This window comes from Cupriavidus pampae, from assembly GCF_914271485.1.
Lineage (GTDB): Bacteria > Pseudomonadota > Gammaproteobacteria > Burkholderiales > Burkholderiaceae > Cupriavidus > Cupriavidus pampae.
Genome location: NZ_CAJZAG010000002.1, coordinates 374301 through 395951 on the forward strand (window position 1 = coordinate 374301; position 21651 = coordinate 395951).

20 protein-coding genes and 1 pseudogene are annotated in these 21651 nt (G+C 59.2%); 7 read left to right on the plus strand and 14 right to left on the minus strand.

Translation table 11 applies throughout. From position 1 onward, the window contains the following. Nucleotides 1-143: 143 nt before the first annotated feature. Nucleotides 144-1184, plus strand: a complete 1041-nt coding sequence (locus LDO41_RS05975; protein ID WP_223983183.1) for a tripartite tricarboxylate transporter substrate binding protein — start codon at nt 144-146, stop codon at nt 1182-1184. 42 nt (nt 1185-1226) lie between these two features. Here the strand turns inward: LDO41_RS05975 and LDO41_RS05980 are convergent, their stop codons facing one another. Beyond that, the gene (locus tag LDO41_RS05980) at nt 1227-2327 is read right to left on the minus strand and encodes an NAD(P)-dependent alcohol dehydrogenase (protein ID WP_223983186.1); all 1101 of its coding nucleotides are present in this window, start codon (nt 2325-2327) and stop codon (nt 1227-1229) included. A gap of 210 nt (nt 2328-2537) precedes the next feature. Between LDO41_RS05980 and LDO41_RS05985 the strand changes: the two genes are divergently transcribed. Beyond that, nucleotides 2538-2966: a hypothetical protein gene (locus tag LDO41_RS05985; protein ID WP_223983189.1), complete on the plus strand. Its 429-nt coding sequence runs from the start codon at nt 2538-2540 to the stop codon at nt 2964-2966. A gap of 17 nt (nt 2967-2983) precedes the next feature. Here the strand turns inward: LDO41_RS05985 and LDO41_RS05990 are convergent, their stop codons facing one another. Continuing rightward, nucleotides 2984-4159 carry a hypothetical protein gene (locus LDO41_RS05990; RefSeq protein WP_223983191.1) on the minus strand — a complete coding sequence of 392 codons (1176 nt, stop codon included), beginning with the start codon at nt 4157-4159 and terminating at the stop codon, nt 2984-2986. A gap of 74 nt (nt 4160-4233) precedes the next feature. Continuing rightward, complete coding sequence (locus LDO41_RS05995) at nt 4234-5109, minus strand: LysR family transcriptional regulator (RefSeq protein ID WP_223983194.1); 876 nt, start codon at nt 5107-5109, stop codon at nt 4234-4236. 145 nt (nt 5110-5254) lie between these two features. Between LDO41_RS05995 and LDO41_RS06000 the strand changes: the two genes are divergently transcribed. Next, the gene (locus tag LDO41_RS06000; protein ID WP_223983197.1) at nt 5255-6316 is read left to right on the plus strand and encodes an MBL fold metallo-hydrolase; all 1062 of its coding nucleotides are present in this window, start codon (nt 5255-5257) and stop codon (nt 6314-6316) included. 21 nt (nt 6317-6337) lie between these two features. Here LDO41_RS06000 and LDO41_RS06005 read toward each other — a convergent pair whose 3' ends face one another. After that, nucleotides 6338-7846 (minus strand): aminotransferase class V-fold PLP-dependent enzyme, encoded by a 1509-nt coding sequence (locus tag LDO41_RS06005; RefSeq protein WP_223983200.1) that lies wholly within the window; start codon nt 7844-7846, stop codon nt 6338-6340. Between the two features lie 141 nt (nt 7847-7987). Next, a complete protein-coding gene (locus LDO41_RS06010) occupies nt 7988-9631 on the minus strand; it encodes an alpha-keto acid decarboxylase family protein (protein ID WP_223983203.1) in 1644 nt (547 codons plus the stop codon). 59 nt (nt 9632-9690) lie between these two features. On the opposite strand from LDO41_RS06010, the gene LDO41_RS06015 reads away from it, so the two are divergent. Both LDO41_RS06015 and LDO41_RS06020 read left to right on the plus strand, forming a co-directional pair. Beyond that, a complete protein-coding gene (locus tag LDO41_RS06015; RefSeq protein WP_223983206.1) occupies nt 9691-10698 on the plus strand; it encodes a LysR family transcriptional regulator in 1008 nt (335 codons plus the stop codon). Between the two features lie 98 nt (nt 10699-10796). Continuing rightward, entirely contained in the window at nt 10797-11138 is a 342-nt protein-coding gene (locus LDO41_RS06020) for a DHCW motif cupin fold protein (protein WP_223983208.1), read from the plus strand. An 87-nt stretch (nt 11139-11225) separates the two neighbouring features. On the opposite strand, the pseudogene LDO41_RS06025 reads toward LDO41_RS06020, so the two are convergent. The 4 genes and pseudogenes from LDO41_RS06025 to LDO41_RS06040 all read right to left on the minus strand — a co-directional run. After that, nucleotides 11226-11824 (minus strand): annotated as a pseudogene (locus LDO41_RS06025) (IS30 family transposase); the annotation flags it as partial. An 86-nt stretch (nt 11825-11910) separates the two neighbouring features. Then, a complete protein-coding gene (locus LDO41_RS06030; protein ID WP_223983211.1) occupies nt 11911-12246 on the minus strand; it encodes a hypothetical protein in 336 nt (111 codons plus the stop codon). A 113-nt stretch (nt 12247-12359) separates the two neighbouring features. Continuing rightward, nucleotides 12360-12572: a hypothetical protein gene (locus tag LDO41_RS06035; protein WP_223983215.1), complete on the minus strand. Its 213-nt coding sequence runs from the start codon at nt 12570-12572 to the stop codon at nt 12360-12362. Nucleotides 12573-12584: 12 nt separating this feature from the next. Beyond that, nucleotides 12585-15053, minus strand: a complete 2469-nt coding sequence (locus tag LDO41_RS06040) for a DUF6531 domain-containing protein (protein ID WP_223983217.1) — start codon at nt 15051-15053, stop codon at nt 12585-12587. A 785-nt stretch (nt 15054-15838) separates the two neighbouring features. On the opposite strand from LDO41_RS06040, the gene LDO41_RS06045 reads away from it, so the two are divergent. After that, a complete protein-coding gene (locus tag LDO41_RS06045; RefSeq protein ID WP_223983219.1) occupies nt 15839-16804 on the plus strand; it encodes a DUF4238 domain-containing protein in 966 nt (321 codons plus the stop codon). A gap of 68 nt (nt 16805-16872) precedes the next feature. On the opposite strand, the gene LDO41_RS06050 is transcribed toward LDO41_RS06045, so the two are convergent. The 5 genes from LDO41_RS06050 to LDO41_RS06070 form a co-directional block, all read right to left on the minus strand. Next, on the minus strand, nt 16873-17565 hold the full coding sequence (locus LDO41_RS06050; protein ID WP_223983222.1) for a hypothetical protein: 693 nt from the start codon (nt 17563-17565) through the stop codon (nt 16873-16875). A 316-nt stretch (nt 17566-17881) separates the two neighbouring features. Then, nucleotides 17882-18301, minus strand: a complete 420-nt coding sequence (locus tag LDO41_RS06055; RefSeq protein ID WP_223984253.1) for a DUF1801 domain-containing protein — start codon at nt 18299-18301, stop codon at nt 17882-17884. Between the two features lie 59 nt (nt 18302-18360). Further along, a complete protein-coding gene (locus LDO41_RS06060; protein ID WP_223983225.1) occupies nt 18361-18843 on the minus strand; it encodes a helix-turn-helix domain-containing protein in 483 nt (160 codons plus the stop codon). Nucleotides 18844-18917: 74 nt separating this feature from the next. Then, complete coding sequence (locus tag LDO41_RS06065; protein WP_223983228.1) at nt 18918-19373, minus strand: type II 3-dehydroquinate dehydratase; 456 nt, start codon at nt 19371-19373, stop codon at nt 18918-18920. A gap of 10 nt (nt 19374-19383) precedes the next feature. Further along, entirely contained in the window at nt 19384-20685 is a 1302-nt protein-coding gene (locus tag LDO41_RS06070; protein ID WP_223984255.1) for an MFS transporter, read from the minus strand. A 178-nt stretch (nt 20686-20863) separates the two neighbouring features. Between LDO41_RS06070 and LDO41_RS06075 the strand changes: the two genes are divergently transcribed. Then, entirely contained in the window at nt 20864-21649 is a 786-nt protein-coding gene (locus LDO41_RS06075) for an IclR family transcriptional regulator (protein WP_223983231.1), read from the plus strand. Nucleotides 21650-21651: the final 2 nt, after the last annotated feature.

The window sequence follows — 21651 nt, forward strand, 5'->3', positions numbered from 1 at the left end:
TGTGGTCTCGCTCGCTTATCTGGTCGGATTTATTTGGTACTACCAGTTTGGTATGGTAAGTTCCTGCAGACGCGCATGTCAACACGGACGCTTCGATCCGATTACGTGCGCCAACCACATCAAGATGGTGACGGAGACAAGACATGACCACGACTCGCATTGGCATCGAGGCCGTTAACCCGCGCCTGCGCCCGCCCGCTTCGCTTTCCCGTTGGCTGACTGCCCTCGCCGTGCTGGCGGCGGTGCCGGCGACGCTCCCATCGGCCCGCGCGGCCGAAGCGGATACCTATCCCGACAAACCCATGCGCATCGTCGTGCCATACACGCCGGGCGGGTTCAACGACACGCTCGCGCGCACGGTGGCGGAGAAGCTCACCGGCAAGTGGAAGCAATCGGTGGTGGTGGACAACCGGCCCGGCGGCAATACGTTGATCGGTAACAGCCTCGTCGCCAAATCGCCGCCAGACGGTTACACGCTGCTGATCACGCCGCTGCCGTTCGCCGCCCTGCCCGCGCTCTATGGCAATCGCCTGCCTTACAACGCGACCAAGGACTTCACCCCGGTGGTATGGGCCGCGAGCACCCAGAACGTGCTGGTGTCGCGCAACGACCTTGGGCTGGCGACGGTCAAGGATGTAATCGACTTCGCGAAGAAGCAGCCGGGCAAGCTCAACTACGGCTCGACCGGTGCGGGGTCATCGAACCATCTGTCGATGGAGCTGTTCAACAGGATGACCGCCACGCGCATGACCCATATCCCCTACAAGGGCAGCAGTCCCGCGGTGGTAGCGCTGCTGGGCGGCGAGACCGATCTGATGTTCGACAACCTGCCGAACGTGATCCAGCAACTGCGCGCGGGCAAGATGAAGGCGATTGCGGTGACCGGCCAGACGCGATCGGCGCTGCTGCCCGATGTGCCCACCGTGGCGGAAGCGGGCGTGCCTGGCTATGAGGTCAACGTGTGGTTCGGCATTCAGGCCCCGGCCGGCACGCCGGCGCCAATCGTGCAGAAACTCAACGAAGAGATCGTCCGCTCGCTCGCGGAAGCCGATGTCGTGAAGCGCTTCCGCGACCAGGGCGTGGAGGTGGTCGGCAGCTCGCCAGCGCGCTTCGGCACGCTGATCGATACGGAGATTCGCAAATGGGGCGAGGTGGTGAAGGATGCGAACGTGCAGCTGGAGTAAGTGCCGCCGGCGTTAAACGCTGTTGAAGGCGGTAGTCAGACGTCAATTCGGTTTGATCGCCACCTTCAGCACGCCGTCTCGCTGATTGGCAAAGAGCTCGTACGCCGCCACGATATCGTCCAGCTTGCGTTCGTGAGTCACCAGCAGGCCGAGGTCCAGCCTGTTCGACGCGAGCACATTCATCAGTCGGCGCATGCGTTCCTTCCCCCCTGGGCAAAGCGCAGTGTTGATCCGGTGATCGCCAAGCCCTGCCGCGAAAGCGGACAGCGGGATGGTCAGGTCCGATGAATACACGCCCAGGCTCGAGAGCGTGCCACCGGGTTTCAAGACACGCATGGCTTGTTCGAACGTCTGCTGCGTTCCGAGCGCCTCGATCGAGGAATCCACGCCGCGCCCACCCGTCAGGCGCATGACCTCCTCGACCACGTCGCAGTTGCGGAAGTTAAGCAATACATCGGCACCAAGTTTGCGGGCAACTTCAAGTCGTGCATCGTTGCCATCCACCGCGATGATCGTTGTCGCGCCCTTGAGCCGCGCGCCAGCAGTCGCGCACAGGCCAATCGGTCCTTGCGCGAACACCGCCACGATGTCGCCAATGCGAATGTTCGCGTTCTCCGCGCCGGCGAAGCCGGTCGACATGATGTCCGGACACATCAGCACCTGCTCGTCCGTCAATCCATCGGGAATCGGCGCAAGATTCGCCTGCGCATCCGGCACCAGCACATATTCCGCCTGCGTGCCATCGATAAGGTTGCCGAACCGCCAACCCGCGGTGGCCTTGTACCCATGGCAACCGCATAAGCCTCTGGCGATCAGGTAAGTGCCATCCTGAGAAGGCACGCCATCCATCGCAGCGTACGTGTTGAAGTTCGGGCAGATCGCACCCGCAATGACCCGTTGTCCTTCGCGATATCCGGAAACGGCACTGCCGAGTTTCTCGATCACACCGACCGGCTCGTGCCCGACGGTCAGGCCACGCTCAACGGGATACTCGCCCTTAAGGATATGTACGTCCGTACCGCAGATCGTGGTGGTGGTGATGCGCATCAGCGCGTCGTTGGGACCAACGTCGGGGATTGGCTTGTCAGCGAGCTCAATGCGGCCGGGCTCGACAAAGATGGCGGCTTTCATCATCGTGGGCATGGCGAACTCCTGGATCTCACGCGTCCGATGAGTGTGCAGGCGCACGGCGACGGAAGGAATTCAGTTTTTTCGAAAGCCGTACTAACTGGATCTTTGAAACGAGTATTTGACCCCTTGCAGGCTTGCTCAGGAGTACTGTATATTTATACAGTACGTGCGCGGCGCCCGCGCTTTCTCTCCCTTTCTCCCCCTTCACCTCGAGAGGCAACCATGTTCGTGGATCGCACCGAAATCATCAACGCCGCCAAGGCACTGCGCACCAGCCAGGAAGAATCCAGGTACAGCAAGCTCGTCGCGCTCGCGAACAAGCAGCTCAAGGCGATGCAGACGGCAATCCAGAAGGGCAAGGAAGAATTCGAGACCAAACTGGTCCTCGATATCAATGAAGAGAATCCTCGCGCGGCGCTGGAACCGCGCGCGCAACGGCTTGCCGAGGACCTCAGAGCGCAGGGCTACACCGCGACGGTGAGCGCGTTTGCCGAGGTCAGCACCGACCGCAAGGACTGGACGCCGAATATCACGGTCATCATCGGTCTGGGCGATGTGGCTTCCGAAGTCGACAACGCGAAAGCCGAAAGCACGATGACCGACGAGCCGGAAGTCGCGCTGGCTGACGAAGCTGTCAGTGAAATGGCCTGAACAGCAGGCTATCCCGCTCAGCGCTGCGTCGCCGGGCGGCCCGCGCTCACGTCGTCGCCCCCGTCGTCATTCACCTCGTCGCTGAAGTCGTAAAGGTGAGTGTTGTCGGGCGGACTGCCGGTGTTCTCGCTGTCCGCTCGTGCGCGCTGTGTCGCCAACGCGGCCGCCGGCCGGTACGCCATCGGCTCCTTGGTTTTCTCGATCTCGAGCAGATGGGTCTGCGCATTCACGCGCACGCTGTATCGGCCCAGGTTGTAGAGCAGATACATCGCGTACAGGTTGTCGAAGTCACGGTATGCGCCTTGCTCACGGTTGAAGTCCAGCGACAGCACCGACGGGAAGCGGTTCGGGAGATCTTTGAACGCAATCGGCTCCTCCTCCCGCGGGTCCACATACGCTGAGCCGGCGTACTTTTTGTATAGCACCACGTCCATCCGGTATCCGCGCTGGGCCCATTGCTCGATTAGCTTCACCGCCATCTCGGTTGGTGTGTTGGCGCGGGCGGCGGCCACCACGCGGCTCCCCGGCATCAACCTGGCGCTCGTGACGTCCAGGTCCCGGTAGCCTGCGCCGTACTTGAAAGCAGAACCGATGGTCTTGGCGCAGTTCAGACGCAGGTAGTCGTACTTGATCTCGCCCCGGTGATATTCGGTGTTACGGGCCCTGCCGCGATAGTCGTCGTTCATCCGCGCGAAGTAACCGGTGAGCCCCGCCACGAGCGCAGCCTTGTCGCCATCCGGCACGCCACTCACACGCACGCCCATGACAGAGCGCTTGTAGATTTCACCAAAATCAAGGCCGAACACCGCGGTTGGCGCCAGCGTCGAGGTCGTGCCGAAGAGATACTCACGCTTCGGAATGCCGAGCATCAGCGCCGAGGTGTAGTAGGCGCCAGCGTGTTTCGGGTCGCGGTCGGCATAAAAATTCGCCGAATACACGAGGTCGTCATTACCCGCGGCGGCATCGCGGATCGCCACGGCGATATGGCCTGCCGATCCGCCTTTGGACGTCCCGAAGCTGATCAGCAATTCCAGGTCGTAGGGTTCCTGTCGCAGCACGTCCGAAATCTGCGCGAGATTGGCCGGCGGCGGGCCACCCGGATTGCCAAAATCCGCAGCCGAGGCCCAGCACGTCCAAAGCGCGAGGATCGCCACCCACCGGCTTATCCACCAACCTGCCTGCTTCATCGCCATGCCTCCTTGCGTCGGCCACTCCACGCCCGAGCATCCACCACCAAACCCACAATAGCCGATGTGACGCAGGCCGGTTAGAAGCGATGGTCCGCCAAGGCCGGAGTTTCACTGAAGATTCCGAGCAGGAAATCCATGACCGCCCGTATTTGAGGCGAACGGCGCAGGTCTTGATGAATGGCCATCCAGATATCTCGGGAGAACGGCTCGCCATTGTGCGTGACGCGCTGCAGCTTTACATCCGCCTCCGCCAGAAAGTCCGGCAGCCCGGCCACGCCAGCGCCGGCCCGTGCCGCTTCGAGGTGGCCATTGATGTCATTTATTTCGCAGGCGACGGGCCTGTCCCCTGCAACGCCCATCAGCCACTCCCGCTGTAAAACGCCAACGAATCCGGAGTCATAGGCGATGAATTCCCATGCGGATGGATCGTGCAGATGCGGATACTCCTTACTGGCATACAGGCCAAACGATATGCGCCCAAGTTTGCGCGCGACGCTGGTCGGTTCCTCCGGCCGCGTTAATCTCAAGACAACGTCCGCTTCCCTGCGACTCAGAGAAACCTGTCTTGCGTCACTGCACACGGACAGTTGTATGCCGGGATTTGCACGGCGAAAGATTGCGAGATGCTTCACCAGGAAATTCGCCACCAGTATGGGCGGCGCGCTCAGCGTGACCTTGCCGCACGGCGGCAAACGGTTGGCGTCGAGGAATCGTTCGATGGTGTGGGCGCCCTCTTCCATCTCCTGCGCCAGTTCGAACACACGCTGCCCTAACGGGGTCAGTCTGCATGCCCTGGGTTGACGTTCGATCAAGCGCGCATTGATTTCCGCCTCCAGTGCACTCAAGCGTCGACTGATCGTGGCGTGATCGACCTTGAGACTTCGTGCTGCGCCCGACATCGTTCCGGTGCGGGCGACGGCAAGGAAATATCGAATGCTTTCCCAATCGATCATGTGTGCATATTTGCAGGGATGGATTGCAGATATGAGGAATATTCAGACGATTCAAGAATCTCTATGATCGGCATTCCTCCAGCCGTTAAGGGCATCTCTGATGGGGGCATCGTCATACTATTTTTTACTACCTGCAAGGAGAAGCATGTCGCGCCGTCTCAATACCGCTGAAATGTCCGAAACCCCATGTCCCAGCTCCAACTTATTCGGAACGGTCAGGGCAGTTCTCGGCACGGTGCGGAATTTGATGTGTAGTGCGAGGCGGCCCACTCTGCAGGCAATGCTATGGGTTGGCATCGGCGCTTCACATGCGCTTGCGGCCACCGTGCCTGACGACTATTTCCATACGGGGGCCGGCGCCAGATACCTGCGCCGTGCCGACGAAGCCATCGTTGTAAAGCCTGTGCGCGAGAACGTGACCGTACTGATGGGCTCCGGTGGCAACATCACTGTGCTTTCGGGCAAGGACGGCAAGTTCCTGGTTGACGCTGGCATCAGCAAAGGACATGAGAAGGTGCAGGCGGCGCTCGATCGAATTGGATCTGCACCGCTACGATACGTCGTCAACACGCATTGGCATTGGGACCATACCGACGGCAATGCGTGGATGCACGCAGCAGGCGCCACCATCGTGGCGCAGGAGAATACTGCTCGCCATTTGACCGAGACGACGCATGTGAACGCATGGAATTGGACGTTCGATCCAGTTCCCGAGGCCGCACGCCCGACGCTACTGATCCGCGACGAGAAGGTGTTTGACTTTGCAGGAAACAGAGTTGAAGTCGAGAACTTCGGGCATGGCCACACCGACGGCGACCTCTGGGTCTATTTCAGGGACGCGGATGTGCTGGCGCTCGGCGACACCTTTTGGAACGGCTTCTATCCGTATATCGACAACGAGGATGGTGGGAGCATCGACGGGGCCATCAAATGGGCCAATGAGGCCGTGGCCTGGACGACAGACCACACCATCGTTGTGCCCGGTCACGGCCCTGTGGGCACAAGGGCTCAGCTGATCGAATTTCGCGACATGCTCACCACCGTGCGCGCCAATGTGGCGGCGCTGATGCAACAGGGTAAGTCACTCGACGAGATCGTTGCCGCCAAACCGAGCGCGGCCTTCGATGACAAGTGGGGACACTTCGTCTTCAACGGGGAGCAGTTCACCAGGATGGTTTATGCAGGTTTGGTGACGACGCGCCCGTAGTCCTCCAATATCGACTGCCCGTCAGCCTTGCTCGGTGCACGCCATGTCCCACAGCGTCGCCGAGCGGGTTCCCGTACGGCAATACGCAAGGATGGGCTTCGGCAGCTCGTTTATGAGCAAACTGAAGGTGGCAGCATCTTCGACGGTGATGTCGCCCGATGTTACGGGCAGGTAGTGCGCGGCCATGCCAAGCGAATTGGCCACCTCCGCAATGTTCGCGAACTCGGCCTGGTCGGCAGCCTCTCCATCGTGCCGGTTGCAGACGATGGAACGGAACCCGACCGCATGCGCCGCCAGTACGTCAGCTCCGCTTAACTGGCCCGCCACGCTTACGTCGTTCGAGAGCTGCTTGATCTGCACGTCCTGCCCGCCCGTGCTCACTTCCATACAGCGCTCGATGGCATTGCGGAAGCATTCGACTGCAAAATCCACGTCTGCCTGCGTGGTAAAGCGTCCAAGGCTCAGACGGATCGTGCGCGCCGCGGAATCTTCGCTCAGGCCGACGCCAGTCAGCACGTGAGACGGCTTGCCAGCCGCCGAATTGCAGGCAGAGGTCGACGAGACGGCCAGATCATCGGCCAGCATCGACGGGAGGAAGCTGGGGAGGTCCACGGTCAGGCTGAGTGTGTGCGGAATGCGGGCCGCCAAACTGACATTCTGCGTGACGACGCCTGACGCGCGCACACCATTCAACAAGCGCTCGCTCAGTTGCGCGATGCGCTCGTTGTCCGCCGCCATTTCAATGCGCGCCAGTTCGCAGGCCGTTCCCATGCCAACAATCTGATGCGTGGGAAGCGTGCCCGATCGCAGCCCCTGCTCATGTCCGCCGCCGTGCATCTGGCAGGCAATACGCGACGCCACGTCCCGACTCACATAGAGCGCGCCGATGCCTTTCGGGCCATAGAACTTGTGAGCCGACATCGACAGCAGGTCTATCCCCATCGCCTTGACGTCGATCGCGGTCTTGCCAGCAGCCTGCGCTGCGTCCACGTGAAGCAGTGCGCCAGCAGCGTGGACGATCCGCGAGATCTCGGCGATGTTGGTTAGAGTGCCGATTTCGTTGTTCACCATCATCAACGAAACGAGGCCCGTGTGATGGCTACAGGCTGCTTTGACAGCAGCCGGTGAAATCTCGCCAGACGGATCCGGTGCGAGGTAGGTAACGGAAACACCGAATCGCTCAAGGTGCGACGCGGTGTCCAGAATTGCCTTGTGCTCGAGCTTGCTGGTAACCAAATGGCGGCGCGTCGGTTCGCGCTCGAAAAAACCCTTGAGCGCAAGGTTGTTCGACTCTGTCGCACCGGAAGTCCAGACGATCTCGGATGGCTCTGCACCAATGAGAGCGGCTACCTGAGCGCGAGCCTGCTCGACTACGTCCCTGGCCTTCAGCCCCGCGGCATGGGAGTTCGATGCGGGGTTGCCAAACACGCCGGCCACACCCATGCAGCCGAACATCGCCTCCATAACACGAGGGTCCGCCGGTGTGGTGGCAGCGTAATCGAAGTACCGCAGTGTGTCCGTGCTCATCATTCATCCTTCAGAAGGAGAAATACTACGACGAACACACTGGAACTTGCTTCCAGAATCCAACGGTGATGGCGGTGCCTGTAGCATGCGATGCTACCGAACATGTACTAAGTAGAATATTCTCGCGCGCGCGGCAGAGAGGCCTCAGGCTGAGTACAACGTATCGAGGGACTCGTGCAGCTTCAGTGAGAGCGGCGATGCCTCGTACCGACCAGTCACAACCTCGATGTAGGCGCCCGTGCCGCAGGATTCTGCGCGTGCGATGGCAGCATCCAGTTCCGCGCAAGTCGTGACGCGTGCCGTGAACCACCCCTCGCAACCGAGCGCCTCAGGAAGCTTGGCATAGTTCCATTTTGCGAGGTCGTTGTAATAGGCTTCACCGTCCCGACAAAGCAGCCGCTCGATCAAATAGCCATCGTTGTTTAACACGAAGATCAACGGTTTGAGGCCGAACCGGTGGAACTGGCTCACCTCCTGCGCGGTGAGCTGATGCGAACCCTCTCCAGTAATTAGCACAGCTCGGCGATGCGGTGCCGCCATTGCCGCCCCGAACGCGGCCGGAGTTGCCCAGCCAATGGCGCCCCACAGCGTCTGGTTCTGAAAGGTGGCACCCTGTGGCATGTGTGCAAAGCCCAGCCCCATCGACGACGTGCCCGTTTCCGCAATGACCATGTCATTCGGCTTCAGCATCTTTTCCCAGCGAGGGTAAAGGTATGCGGCCGTGATGCGGTCGCCTGGCTTGCCGACCGGTTCACCCAGCCCTTCCACGCGCGGAGCTTCGACATCCTTGCGCGGAATGCGCCGCGCCAACTCCAGCAGCACATCCACCATCAACACATTGGGATAGATGGCGCTGCCGACGCGCACCGAGTCGGACAGAATGTTGACGCTCTTTGCGCGGTCGATCCGCGCGGTAAACGACCCCGAGTTGAAATCGCTGAGCATGGCACCGATGCCAATCACGCAATCGCATCCCTCTACGAAAGCCCGTACCGGCTCGTTCATCAACTGACCATCGTACATGCCGATGTAATTTGGGTGCGACTCGTCGAGAACACACTTGTCCATAAACATGGTCGTAAATGGAAGGTTCGACGCATTGACTACCGCCAATGCACGGTCGGCCATGCCATTGCGCGCCACTTGGATGCCCGGAACGATGCACGCCGTGGAGGCCGCCAGCAGCGAATGCACGATGCGCGTGACCGCGGTGTCGAGCGCAACGGGATCGCTCACCGGCGCCACTACGGCTTTTGTCGAGCCGACGACAGGCATGTTGGCGTAGTCAGATGGAAAGCCCATATAAACGGGCCTGCGCTCGCGCAATGCTGCCGTGATCAGGCGCTCCGTTTCCTCGATGCAGTTTTCAGGCGTCATGACGGCGCGGGCGCAGACCACTGGCGCGGCCATATCGAAAAAGATATCGAACTCGCCGTTGCCCAAGGTGTGATGGACAAGCCGGCGTGCCTTCTGCACGCCGCTGGTTGGCATTCCAACCAAGTGAAATACCGGAAGGAACTCCGCGTAGGCACCGGCGATGCCATTGATCGCACTCAGCTCGCCCACGCCATATGTCGTACTGACCGCCGACACACCATGGATGCGTGCGTACCCATCCGCAGAATAGGCAGCATTGAGTTCATTGCAGCTTCCCACCCACCGCATGTCCGAGTCCGCACACACCGCGTCCTCGATCGGAAATGCGTAGTCTCCAGCCACACCAAATACATCCTTGATGCCTAGGTCCTTGAGGCGGGAAAGCACGTGCTGAATCACTGTCTTCGTCATGGTCTGCTCCGTTGGTTAAGTTAACTTCAACCCGACGTCGCCGGGCCACGGAGGCAGTATTGGCGAGCGCTAACCATAATGGAAATGCTTTACTATCATGTAATCCATTACCATTGGTTATCGTGTCGATCATGGATATCCGACAACTGCGGTACTTCGTGGAAGTGGTCCGCCATAACGGTTTCGGCCGCGCGACCGAAGCGTTGCACGTGACCCAACCAGCGATCAGTCGTGGTATTCGCGAACTCGAGGAAGAACTTGGGAGCGCGCTGCTGATCCGTGAGCCGCGCAGCGTGCGATTGACCGAACATGGGGCGATCGTGCATCGCCATGCGGAGCAAATCTTGCAGCAGGTAAATAATCTGCGCGCGGAGTTGCGCGATGCGAGCGACGCCGACGAGCACATCACGGGCACGCTGCAAGTTGGCCTGCCACCCGTAATTGGCTCCACGTTCTTCGCGGATGTCATCACGGCGTTCCGCGCGCGCTGCCCTCTGGTCGATTTGCAGATCGTCGAGTTCGGCACGAACCAGATGGAACGCGCACTTCGCGACGGGATTGTCGAGATCGCCGCGGCCATGCTGCCCCTCGATGAAACCGAGTTCGATATCAAGCGTTTCGCCACGGATCGACTGCTACTGGTCACGGCGCGGGAGCACGCCCTTGCACGGAAACGCGAGGTACGCGTAGCGGACCTCGCGGCAGAACCGTTCGTGCTATTCACCGAGGACTTCCGCATCAACGATCTGATTCGCAGCGCGTTCGGCGTGCATGGCATCGAGCCAAAGACGGCAGGCCGCAGTAGTCATGTAGACCTGCTTGTTGCAATGGTCCGTTCCGGCATGGGCGTGACAATCCTGCCGCAAACGCTGTGGCACAAGATCGCCACGCCCGAACTAGTCGCCATGCCGCTGATCGAACCGGCGCTGACCTATGAGCTTGCACTGGTCCGCCGTGCTGGCAGCTACATCAGCCGCAGTTGCCAGACCTGGTTGACAATTAGCTCAACCGTGCTCGGCACCAATCGCGCTCAGGAAGCGAAGAGGGCATCGAGGCGTAGGCGGTGAGAACGGTGATTCCGGGGCGGAGTCCGGCCATGAAGCACGGAGCACGATGGCGGATTAGCTGATACTTACGAGACTAAATTAGACGGGGAAATAACGGCATGAAAATGGACGCATTTGCATTCGGCACGACCAACTGGGCGGAAGTCGAAACGACAGAGCACAGAGGGGAAACCGGTGTAGCTTATTGGCGTACGCGATTCTTCGGTGAAAAGCCGAATCAAATCCGAGTGCGTACGGTGGAATATACCCCTGGCTATCTGGCGGACCATTGGTGTCAAAAAGGGCACGTTCTTTTCTGCCTGGAAGGCGAGTTGGAAACAACGCTCGAAGATGGACGGAAATTCGTTTTGACAGCCGGCATGAGTTATCAGGTTGGCGATAACGCGGAGCCGCATCAGTCCTACACGAAGACGGGTGCCAAGCTCTTCGTTGTCGACTGAGCGGCCGCTATTGCGCGCGTCAAAGGGCTGCTGAGGGTCGGAGGCCGCCGCCTGAGACGGCACCGGCCGGCGGTCATCGGCTCGGATTCAACCGGTCGACGCAACACATTGATGGAATCGTTGTGCCGGTGTTTCGTAGTCTAGTGCCTTCCTCGGGCGCTCATTCAATCGTCTCGCCACTGCGTTAAGTTGAGCTTGCGAGTACGTCGAGAGGTCCAGGCCCTTGGGCAGGTACTGGCGAACAAGACCCTTTGTATTCTTTTGAGCCTCATTGCCACGGGCTCTGCGGATCGCAAAAGTAGATCTGGATATCCGTCGCGATCGTGAAGCGATGATGATTGGCCAACTCCTTTCCTCGATCCCACGTCAGCGATTTGTACAGTTCACGTGGCAGTTTTCAATGCATCAATGACGGTAGCTGTGTCCTTCCGGGCAATATTTATCAGTATCACGTAGCGTGTCTGTCGCTCGACCAGCGTCGCGATCTGGCTGTTCGCACTGCCGAACAGAAGGTCCCCTTCCCAATGACCAGGAACAGCGCGATCGTCCGCGGTGGCAGGGCGCTCGCTGATGGAAACGACATCACGGATTCTTCCGTGATCCTCCGTCTTCATTGTGTGATGGCGCGACCAGCGCATTGCCCGCGAGCGGCGCAAATGCTCGAGCAACTCTTTCTTCAGCGCTCCGGGGCCTAAGTGGGCACTGACCCAGACCGACGTCATTGAGTCGGACGCCTGTTCCCAACAGTGAGCGAGCTTGACGAGGCCGAGAGTCATTCTTTCCCCCAGCTAAATTCATCAAAGAACTCCGATGCTTCTTCCGCGCTATCTGCATCAAATGTTGCCAGAAGCACCGGATCAGATCCAATCGAACTTGCTTGCAGAACGAACTGACCTTTGCTGATCACACATTTCTGTCGATCACCATCTTCATCCGCTCCTTCCCATATCTCAAAAGTTTCTTTCACAAGATCCTCCCGGAACGAATGTAATTCCCTCGAATGCATCTTCGCCGACGCGCTCCGATCCACCGCCATTGCACATTGGTCGGCAAACATCTGCTGTGTAGGTATCAACCGACCGTGGCTCGGGTCGAGCATTGATGCCATATACGGTTCACGATAGGCACAAAGCTCGAGAGGCAGCAATTGTTCTGAAGCGCCCCTGTGGTCAACTCTCCTCGGCGAGTAGCCCACAAGATTCACTGCGAGGCATGTACCGCCTAATCCTTCGCAGGGTGATGCTTGCCCCAACCCATAAAATCGTTCCGCATCTGGGTCGCTTCATCGATGTCCCGCGCCTCGAAAATTTTAAGCAGGCGGGGTTTCTTCCATTCTGGAGGATCCAGATTTACAAATTTCCCCTCTTCGCACAATTCAACAGAATAGGAATTCCCGCTTTCGTTAAAGAATTCCCAAAGCTCAAACTTCTGCATCGTGTTCTCCCCTCAAGGCACAAACGCCTTGCCGCTCAAGATATCGACGTCAACGCGCTCGTCTCGCTTGCCGCCATCTGCATTCTCGTTTCTGATCTCGTCGTTGTAGAAAGACTTCTTCCTGACTGCGTCGAGTCCGCCAGCGCGCGCCGTTGATACTACGTACCTCTTCGCGTCTTTGATCGCCTGATTTCTGGTGCGAAGCTGGGTCCTATTCATGCGTGCCTCGATTCGCTCCAGCGCGCTCAGCCCCCACTCCACTGTGGGCGGGCTTAGTTGGGGACCCCATTTTTCGGCGTCGCCCACACCGGGATCGCGGTATCCGGCGCCCTGGGCCTGAATCTTTCCTTGATGAATCTGTTCTTTCGCCTTTGACCGGCAGTAGTCGATGACCCGCTGGGTCGCTATGGCCAGCCACTGCCCGGGCGTCTTCTCTCCACTGAGCCCGGGAACCAGGTCCTGCAGAGGATTTGGTGTGTAGGTACCGGGTGCCGAGCTACCGCCGCCATAGAACGGCGGCGAAGGCGCCGGTCCCGCTTGTGCGTGAGCCGACGGGAACAACCATTTAAATAGTTTGGCTATCCAGCCAAACCACGATGCAAATGGATTGGCACCGGCATTGTCAGCTCCGGACTCCGCCCTTGTCATTGCCATGACCGTTGTTCCAGTGGACTCCGGCGTAGTCAATGATTCTCCGTTGTATAAAACGTCGATCAGGCGATGAGCGGCGTCGTAGACGTACCTCGTGACATCGCCTTGGGGTCCGGTGACCTGAGTCTTCTGCCCGATCGCGTCATAGACGTATGCAGTCACGTTCTCCCCGAACTCGTACTGCGTCACTCGGCCTCGAGAATCGTAAGCGTACCCTAGCGTGTCGCCGTCAATGTTCACTGCTTCTAGCAAGCGACCGGCTTGATCATACGCCAGCGCCCGCGCCGTCCGTGATCCGTCTGTCGCCGTCAGCAGGTTGCCCTGCGCGTCGTAGGTGAAGCTCCATTGTTTGGCGATCGCACCATCCTCGACCTCGGATAGTGCTGTCATCAGCCCGCTAGCGTCATAGCCATAGCTGTTGCTGGACAGCGGGCCAGATGGGGCTGCGTTGAGCCCTTGGCTGCCATTGGTGTCGGCCGTGGGAAACCACCCATGGACGGTCATTTGACCTTGCCCATCGTAAGTGAAATAGTCCACCCGACTCGGCGCAGCGACCTTCAGTGGCAGATTCCACGTCGGATGCCATTCAGTTGTCGTGGCCTTCGCTTCGGCCGTGCCATAGCCTTCGATGCGTTGCGTCTCTCGACCCTGTGTATCGTAGCTGTAGCGAGTGTCGCTGCCATCGCGATCGACCGTACGGCTGACATTGTTGCCGGTATCGTACTGGATGGTGTTGAACGGGTCGCCGATGGGGCTTGAGCCGGATGCACCAGTGGGCTGCCGCAGCTTTCCGAACAACTGGTAGTTAAAGCTACGCGTGAACGCATTGCCGTCTGTCACCAGGGTGGCATTGGTGCCGTAGCTGAACGACAGCTTGTCGACACCGCCAGCGTGCTCCTCGCTCGTGACGAAGCCTGTAGTGGTCGCATAGTTATAGCGCGAGTAGCGTGTGCCAAGCTCGTCGGTGATGCCGGTCAGCCGGCCCGGGAGAGCGGATTTGAAACCGGAAATATCTTCGCCATAGTGATAGCGACGCAAGGTCTGATCCGGCCATGTCACTGTGGCCGTGCCATCTGCATCGTAGTCGTACCGGATCTGCTTGCCGTCCGGCGTGGTCAAGGCAGTGAGGCGGTTCTTCGAGTCGTAGGCGAATCGCAGCATCATGCCGAATTGATTGCGCACGCTCTCAAGCAGCAGCGCGTTACCACCAGGGGCGTCTGCGGTCGGACCGGTCGTGTAAGTCAGCGATGTCAGCCAGCCATTGCGATCAATGACCCGGAGCAGGCGGCCGCGCGCATCGTAGGACTCGACTTGGTCGGTAGCAGCCACATAGTACTGCCACGCTTCCGACCCCTGAATCACATTGGTCAGCCGGTCGCGAGTGCGACCGTCAGCGTCGATCCATTGCTGTCCATTTGGAATCATCCGTACAGTGGAACCATCGTCCCGTAGCGCTGAGATGGTCGGATAGCTATCGGTACGGAACGCCAGATTCAATGCGCGCTCCCAATTGTGTCGCCATCCCGGAGCCAGCGCCCATCCGACACCATACGTGGCCAATTCGGACCGATAGCTTCGCCGAAAATTCAGCGAATGGGACCCGGAGGACTGAAAATCGTCCGGTTCGCGTTGGGCTTTTTGCCCCGTCAATGGAGCTACCGGATTGCCAACCGGACAGGCGTTAGAAGTCGCCTGTGGAAGCTCGGGGCACTGCTCGTCAAGGGGGAGATTGGTATTGCGACGCCAAGACGAAAAATTGTAGAAGCCGTTCCGGGGATCAACACAGCCCATCACTGGCGCGGTGAACTTATCCCATTGATTGCTGGTCATGCGACCACCATCGTAATAGGCATAGCATTCGTATTGGATGCCGGAAGGGGGGCCAATCTTGTACGTGAAGCGCGGATTGGGCTTGCCGCCGGAAGTTACCACTCCGTTTAGGGCCGTGCACGCAGCTTCCGGCGTGGCCGCCCAGACCGTTTTTAGATCCGGCCCCAATGATGAAGTCCCCCATCGCGTCTGTGGTGGTGCAGCATAAGCATGCTGCAATAGTACCGGGACGAGATAAAGAAGACACGCGCGTATCCAATGCGTTGAGGAGTTGTCCGCCGACATTAACCGACCCTTTCATGTGCACTTCTGGTGAGCGACGATGAAGCGGGTCTAGTGTACTTTGAGTTACTTCAAGTCGAGTTTCACGTCATTCACATCTGCGGTAAATGAGTTTGAGATCAATCAGATAGGGCCGAATTACGGCAGACTGCGGCCATCGATTGCGAATCAGCCGAAAAGCTCAGATGGTGGGCTACGGACGTCAGGACCACGACGAGGCCGGGTAGTCATCGACCCAGTCGGGCGGCCCTACCTTTACACGCACAATGTCTTTCATCTCCAGGTAGTTCAGCATGCTCATTTCCAACGTTCGTCGATCTCCCCGATGCAGGGTGTTTGTTCGGTAGGCAATGCTTGCCTCATTGCCTGTCGGTATGAGATGTTACGTCGGAATGCACATTGATTGTGCCCATTACACCCCGACCCGGCGTGTTCCGTAAAGTCGGCCTATCCATAGTCATCAGGGATGACTCTAATTATCCGGACTGGCCACGCGCACCCTCATGTCAACAGACAAGAAAAGACATCATTACGTCCCTAAAGCCTATTTAAAGGCTTTTGTCGACGCTAAGGGACGCATTTACGTTTACCGCAAGGACGAACCGGATAAAGTGCTTCACGTTAATCCCGACACAACGCAATTTCAGAAATACTATTATTCTCAGCCACTACCGGAGGGAGGCACGGATAACAATCGTCTGGAAGACTTTTTCTCAACAATTGAGGATCGTTGGCCCGACGTTGTTGCCCGCATGAAATGCCGCGAGCCTTTGAACGATAACCTCGAACAGATCTTCAACTTCATCGCACTCCAACGAGCCAGAGTGCCGGCGGCGAGAGACATGGTCGAGGCTACCATGGCGACGACGGTCAAAGCCACCATAGCTTCAATGATCCGAGCCGGGAAAGTGCAAGCTCCGCCAGCGCCTTTGAAGCTGGAGGACATTGCCGTGACAATCGATCCTCATCAGAGCATTCACGCCATGAGCACGCTCATAGCTGCGATGGGGCCGATTTTTTCGAGAATGGGGTTAGCCGTGGTTCATAACCAAACGGGATCGCCATTTCTTACCAGCGACAACCCGGTCTTGTGGTTTGATCCGAGCGTACCATTTGCACAGCAACACCCCTACAATACGCGACCGAATGGACCGATTAATCTGCTGTTTCCGGTCACTCCGTACGTACTTGTTTTGGGATCGAATCGGTATCTAGAAACCTTCCGAGAGCACGGACTGCTTCACACTGACGTCGAAAGCGATGAGTGGGTGCATCTGGTCAACGCCCAGATTTCTAGATTCGCCTATGAAGCGGTCATTGCCCAAGCGCCGGGAACCGAGGCCGTAATCCGCGAGTTCGCCAGTGTTTCTCCGCATGAGCCAAGTATTCTTGAAATTGATACCGCCGAAATTGTCGTTCATCGGCAGGTGTTCGGCGCGAGACCCAAAAAGCTGAAGTGGGTGCCTTGACAAGGATACAAGGACTTGCGCTTCCCCCTGCCGTCCAAACCTCCGCAGTACACATTGGCGTTGCCACCTCAATAATAGCCCGGCTGCTGATCCATCTCGCCTAGCCAAGAATAAATTCCACTGAGCATCATGAATACGCTGTCCATGATCTCGGATAGATGTCGCACATTGACGTGCCGGAGGTCGGGAAGTGAGACCTCTCCTTTTTTGCTCTTCGGGTATCGGAACGAAAAGGACCCTGGATCGATGCTGTCTAACTTATGTATGAACCCTTCGATCGCCGGCAGTTCTTTCTCGTCTTGCCGGGGATCTAATAGCTCAAGGTGACGCCGCAGTTCGCTCCACATCGGCATAAGGCCGTGTCGTTGATCCGAGGCAGGCTCCTCGCCGGCCAACCGTCGTGCCACTGGCAATATCAGCTTCAGTTCGAGCTCCAGCCCGTGGCGGTACAAGAAAACCAGTGGATACACCACACTATCGAGAGGCGCCTTACCTTCAGCTAGCGCGGCAATCAGGGCGTCAGCAGCATCTTTGTATCCCGCCGCGTATAGATCCAGCGGGAAATGCGTCCAACCTAGCATCGCGTTGTTTTGCCAATCGTCGCCCTGGATGAATAGCTCTTGGCCGGCATAGGCCGAGGGGAATTTAGTCCGGGTAATGAGACCTGCTATCTCGCTGTCGTTGTCGCTGTCCATAACAAAATCCCTAGATTGCCATTTGCTAGTGAAAATTACCTTTCCAAACTGCAGCGGCTTAATCATATGGACACGTGGCGTGTCGCCCTGCGTTCACATCAATCACTTCCGTTAAGAAGGTCTGGAAAGAACGTCATACGTCACGCAGGCACCATAAGCCGTTATAGAAAGCCGACGGACCCCCTCCTCCGCTGCGGGTGACAGGCGCCGTTCCCTCGGCCGCCTGAAGTCCGCCATCCCTTCTTGAATTCCAAGTAGCTGCCACTCAAATGGCTGCTTAAATCTAGTATCTACCGCTTGATCTGACCGTCTAAACGGCAGTAATGGGTCGATGGCAGCCCCTCTCCTAGCAACCGAAGCACGAACAGTCGGTCTCGTGATATCACCGCGCGATCGATTTGGTAGCTTTCGCCGGCTTTGCCCGATTCAACGCGACCGCCGCCGCGATCAGCGCTCGCAGCGCAGGCTCGTCGATCTCGTCGCCTTCGTGGAAATCGATTGCACGGCGGGTGTTGCCTTCGAGACTGGCGTTGAACAGGCCCGTCGGATCCTCGAGCGAGGCGCCCTTTGCGAACGTCATCTTGACCGCGGCTTTGTAGGTCTCGCCGGTGCACACGATGCCGTGATCGGACCAGACCGGCACCCCACGCCATTTCAATTCCTCGACCGCATCAGGCGCGGCCGCCAGCACCACCGCCCTAATGCGCGCGAGCATCGCACCCCGCCAGTCGTTTAACTCGCGGATATGCGCATCGATGAGTTCGGATGCGGATGAGGTGGGGTGGGACGGGGTCGATGTCATGGGGTCTCCGCTTTTATCGTTCTGAATGCGTGTCGTCCGATGCGAGCGCTGTGGTGCGTTCACGCCCACATACCGCCGCGTGTCGCCATCAGCGCCTGCGCAAGCGTGCGCACATTCTCCCAAATTTCGGATGGCTGTTGGTGGTGGTTGGTGGCGACTTCGGAGACAGCCCCTATGACGAGTTGAAGTGGGGCCTCATCGAGAACCTGCGCGATGTGTGGCCGAAAATATTCTGGGACGTTTCCGGTGGCGAGCGCCCGCTCGAGTTCCTCCATCGTCAGCTCGCCTGAATAGCTGACGCTAGCGCCCTTCGCCGCCATCCACAGTGCGCGTTTTCTCGGTTCGGCGTCATTGATGCCCAGCGGGGGACCGAGCAAGTCGAGGAATTGCTGACGCGTCGCGACGCTAACGTTCACTGCGCCGCGCTCAATGTCATTCAGAAACTGCGGTGAGAGCCCGGCCATGCGGGCCAGCAGTTGCTGCGTCAGGCCGAGAGCCTGACGCTTCGATAGGATCGCGGCACCGAGCGTCGCGGCTTGCATGGTGAACTCCAACTTTGTCGGTTTCCACCATTAGAGTCCCTTCGTGCTTCGCTCGGCAAGCGTTCACAGAGCAACTACGCCAACGACTCAGACGCCGCCCACAAATCCTCGATCGCGCGGATGCTCAGGAGGTAGCCGCCGGCGCCGGCGCCGCAGATCACTGCCGTGGCGGCGACCGAGATGGTGGAGTGGCGGTACTCCTCCGAGCGGCGGTGGATGTTGCTGATGTGCACCTCGACGACCGGGCGGCGGATCAGTTTTACCGCGTCCAGCACGGGAATGCGGCCGAATGAGAAGCCCGCTGGATTGATGATGAGCGCGGCGTCCGCGAAGTACGCTTCCTGGATCCAGCCAATCAGCTCGCTTTCGCTGTTGGTCTGCCGGAACACGCAATCGAACTTGAACGCATCGGCCATCGCCAGGCAGTTTTTCTCGATATCGCTCAGCGTCGTGCTGCCGTAGATATGCGGCTCGCGAACGCCGAGCATGTTCAGGTTCGAGCCGTTAAGGATGTAGAGTTTTCGTTTCATGTTGGATGCTTCAGTGACTGCCTTCGAGGCTGGTGCCTTTGGTTTCGCGGGACGTGAGGATCATGAGGAACGACAGCACATTCAGCGATCCGCACACAACGACGATGGCCCACGGCGAGCCGTTGAACGCCTGCAGCAGCGCCACCGCGACAATCGGCATCGGCCCGCCGGTCAGCAGATTGGCGCCCGAGTACGACAGCGCTGATCCCGTGTAGCGCGCCTCGGTGGGGAACGACTCCGCGAACCACACCGGTTGGATGCCGCTCTGGAATTGCGTAAAGCCAAGGAACGCGCCCATGATCGCCATCGTCATGCCGAGCGAGCCCTGATTGAGGATCGGGAAATAAATAAGACAGCAGACCAGCGTGCAGAACGAGCCGACCAGCAGCGCGCGTTTGCGTCCAATGCGATCGCTGAGGTAGCCACCTGCAAGCGCCCCCACGATGGCGCACACGTTGGCCACCATCAGCAGCATAAAGCCGGTCTGCTTCGGCATGCCGAGGTTCCGCGTCAGGTAGCTCAGCGAGAACACGACGATCAGGTAGAACAACGCTGCCGGGCCGCAGAAGAACAGCGTCAGGCGTAGCGCAGTTTTCCAGTGATGACGCAGCACCGTGCCAAGCGGATTGGCGCCGCGCACGCGTTTGCCTTGCTGCTTGCCTTGTTGCTGCCCCTGCTTCCGCAAGGCTTCGAATGCCGGCGTCTCGCTGACCTTCATGCGGATGTAGATGCCCAGCAGCACGAGCACGAAGCTCGCCAGGAATGGGATGCGCCAGCCGAAGCTTTCAAAGTCTTCCGCCGACAGCATCCCGGCCAGCGCGAACAGCGTCATGTTGGCCAGGATCTGGCTCAGCGGTGAGCAGATGCCGAGCAAACCCGAGTAGATACCGCGATGCTCCGGGGATGCATGTTCCACCGCCATCAGTTGCGCGCCGGTGGACTCGCCACCCAGTGCAAACCCCTGCACGATGCGCAGACTGACCAGCAGGATCGGCGCGAAGATGCCCACCTGCTGATACGTCGGCAGCAGGCCCATCAGGAACGACGACACCCCCATCACCGACACCGTGATCAGCATCAAATTGCGACGCCCCCATCGATCGCCAAGGATGCCGCACACGATCGCACCCAGCGGGCGCGCGGCAAGACCGGCCCAGAAGCTGGCCAGCGAGGCCAGCAACGATGCCGTGGGATCGAGCGACGGAAAAAACAGCTTCGGAAAAATCGTTGCGGCGACTACGCCGTAAAGCGCGAAGTCGAACCATTCGAGCGCGGTGCCGACCGTGGCACCCGCGACCGCTCGCCGGGCCATGGATTGCTGTGCGCTGACCGGATCGGCCGCGGCACCGCTGGACTCCGTGATGACTGACATGTTGTCTCCCCTTCTTGTGGTTATCGCCCCCAATTGCTACCGGTTGCGTGCACTGGTATTGTTCGCGCCGTCAGAACTGCCCCGTTCCGCACCGGAATTGCTTTCCGCATGGTGAAATATGTCACTTAAATCGGGATTGAAGATCCTCGATTTCCTGGCCTCGCAAGGCGAAGGCGCCGCCTTGTCGGTGATTGCCGATGCGCTCGAATTGCCGCGCAGCACCTGCCATCGCGTGCTCGGCGAGCTCGTGGACGGCGGCTACGTGCGGCAACTATCCGACCAGAGCGGCTACATCCTCTCGATGCGCATGACATCGAATGGACTCGAGTTCCTGAGCCTGACCGGCATCGCCGATATCGCGCAGCCGATTATCGAAAGGATCGCCGCGGAGACCGGCGAACTCGCGCGCCTGTCCCTCGTCGACGGCGACGCCATCATCTGGGTAGCCAAAGCCGACGGTCAACGCACGGGCTTCCGTTACGACCCCGATATGGGCCTGGCGGCACGGCTCTCGTGCACCTCGACCGGACATGCCTGGCTGATGACGATGTCGGACGAAGACGCCGTTGCCCTCGTGATGAAGCAGGGATTTGGCCAACCGAACGAGTACGGCCCGAACGCACCGACGTCATTGAAAGCGCTACTCGGCTTTCTCCACGCGGCACGCGTGCGTGGCTACGCAATGATCGACGAAGTGTTCGCGGCGCGCATGGCTGCGGTCGCGGTGCCGGTAAAACGCGGCAACCGGTGTGTCGGCGTCATCAGCCTGGCCGGCCCCAAGACCCGGTTGAATGCCGCGCGCATCCACACGTTGTCCGTCCTGCTGTGCGAGGCGGCCAACGAGTTGGGCCAGCTCTGCAATATGGCCGGCTACCTCTCGCGACCGCCGTTGGGAAAAGCCTGAGC

Excerpts from the sequence above, each read along its gene's own strand:
- LDO41_RS05980 (WP_223983186.1), bottom strand. The coding sequence starts at position 2,327 with ATGCCCACGATGATGAAAGCCGCCATCTTTGTCGAGCCCGGCCGCATT.
- LDO41_RS06050 (WP_223983222.1), bottom strand. The coding sequence starts at position 17,565 with ATGATTAAGCCGCTGCAGTTTGGAAAGGTAATTTTCACTAGCAAATGG.
- LDO41_RS06030 (WP_223983211.1), bottom strand. The coding sequence starts at position 12,246 with ATGGCATCAATGCTCGACCCGAGCCACGGTCGGTTGATACCTACACAG.
- LDO41_RS06010 (WP_223983203.1), bottom strand. The coding sequence starts at position 9,631 with ATGACGAAGACAGTGATTCAGCACGTGCTTTCCCGCCTCAAGGACCTA.
- LDO41_RS06070 (WP_223984255.1), bottom strand. The coding sequence starts at position 20,685 with ATGGCCCGGCGAGCGGTCGCGGGTGCCACGGTCGGCACCGCGCTCGAA.
- LDO41_RS06005 (WP_223983200.1), bottom strand. The coding sequence starts at position 7,846 with ATGATGAGCACGGACACACTGCGGTACTTCGATTACGCTGCCACCACA.
- LDO41_RS06055 (WP_223984253.1), bottom strand. The coding sequence starts at position 18,301 with ATGACATCGACCCCGTCCCACCCCACCTCATCCGCATCCGAACTCATC.
- LDO41_RS06040 (WP_223983217.1), bottom strand. The coding sequence starts at position 15,053 with ATGACCAGCAATCAATGGGATAAGTTCACCGCGCCAGTGATGGGCTGT.
- LDO41_RS06065 (WP_223983228.1), bottom strand. The coding sequence starts at position 19,373 with ATGAAACGAAAACTCTACATCCTTAACGGCTCGAACCTGAACATGCTC.
- LDO41_RS06045 (WP_223983219.1), top strand. The coding sequence starts at position 15,839 with ATGTCAACAGACAAGAAAAGACATCATTACGTCCCTAAAGCCTATTTA.
- LDO41_RS05995 (WP_223983194.1), bottom strand. The coding sequence starts at position 5,109 with ATGATCGATTGGGAAAGCATTCGATATTTCCTTGCCGTCGCCCGCACC.
- LDO41_RS06000 (WP_223983197.1), top strand. The coding sequence starts at position 5,255 with ATGTCGCGCCGTCTCAATACCGCTGAAATGTCCGAAACCCCATGTCCC.
- LDO41_RS06020 (WP_223983208.1), top strand. The coding sequence starts at position 10,797 with ATGAAAATGGACGCATTTGCATTCGGCACGACCAACTGGGCGGAAGTC.
- LDO41_RS05975 (WP_223983183.1), top strand. The coding sequence starts at position 144 with ATGACCACGACTCGCATTGGCATCGAGGCCGTTAACCCGCGCCTGCGC.
- LDO41_RS06035 (WP_223983215.1), bottom strand. The coding sequence starts at position 12,572 with ATGCAGAAGTTTGAGCTTTGGGAATTCTTTAACGAAAGCGGGAATTCC.
- LDO41_RS06060 (WP_223983225.1), bottom strand. The coding sequence starts at position 18,843 with ATGCAAGCCGCGACGCTCGGTGCCGCGATCCTATCGAAGCGTCAGGCT.
- LDO41_RS06075 (WP_223983231.1), top strand. The coding sequence starts at position 20,864 with ATGTCACTTAAATCGGGATTGAAGATCCTCGATTTCCTGGCCTCGCAA.
- LDO41_RS05985 (WP_223983189.1), top strand. The coding sequence starts at position 2,538 with ATGTTCGTGGATCGCACCGAAATCATCAACGCCGCCAAGGCACTGCGC.
- LDO41_RS05990 (WP_223983191.1), bottom strand. The coding sequence starts at position 4,159 with ATGGCGATGAAGCAGGCAGGTTGGTGGATAAGCCGGTGGGTGGCGATC.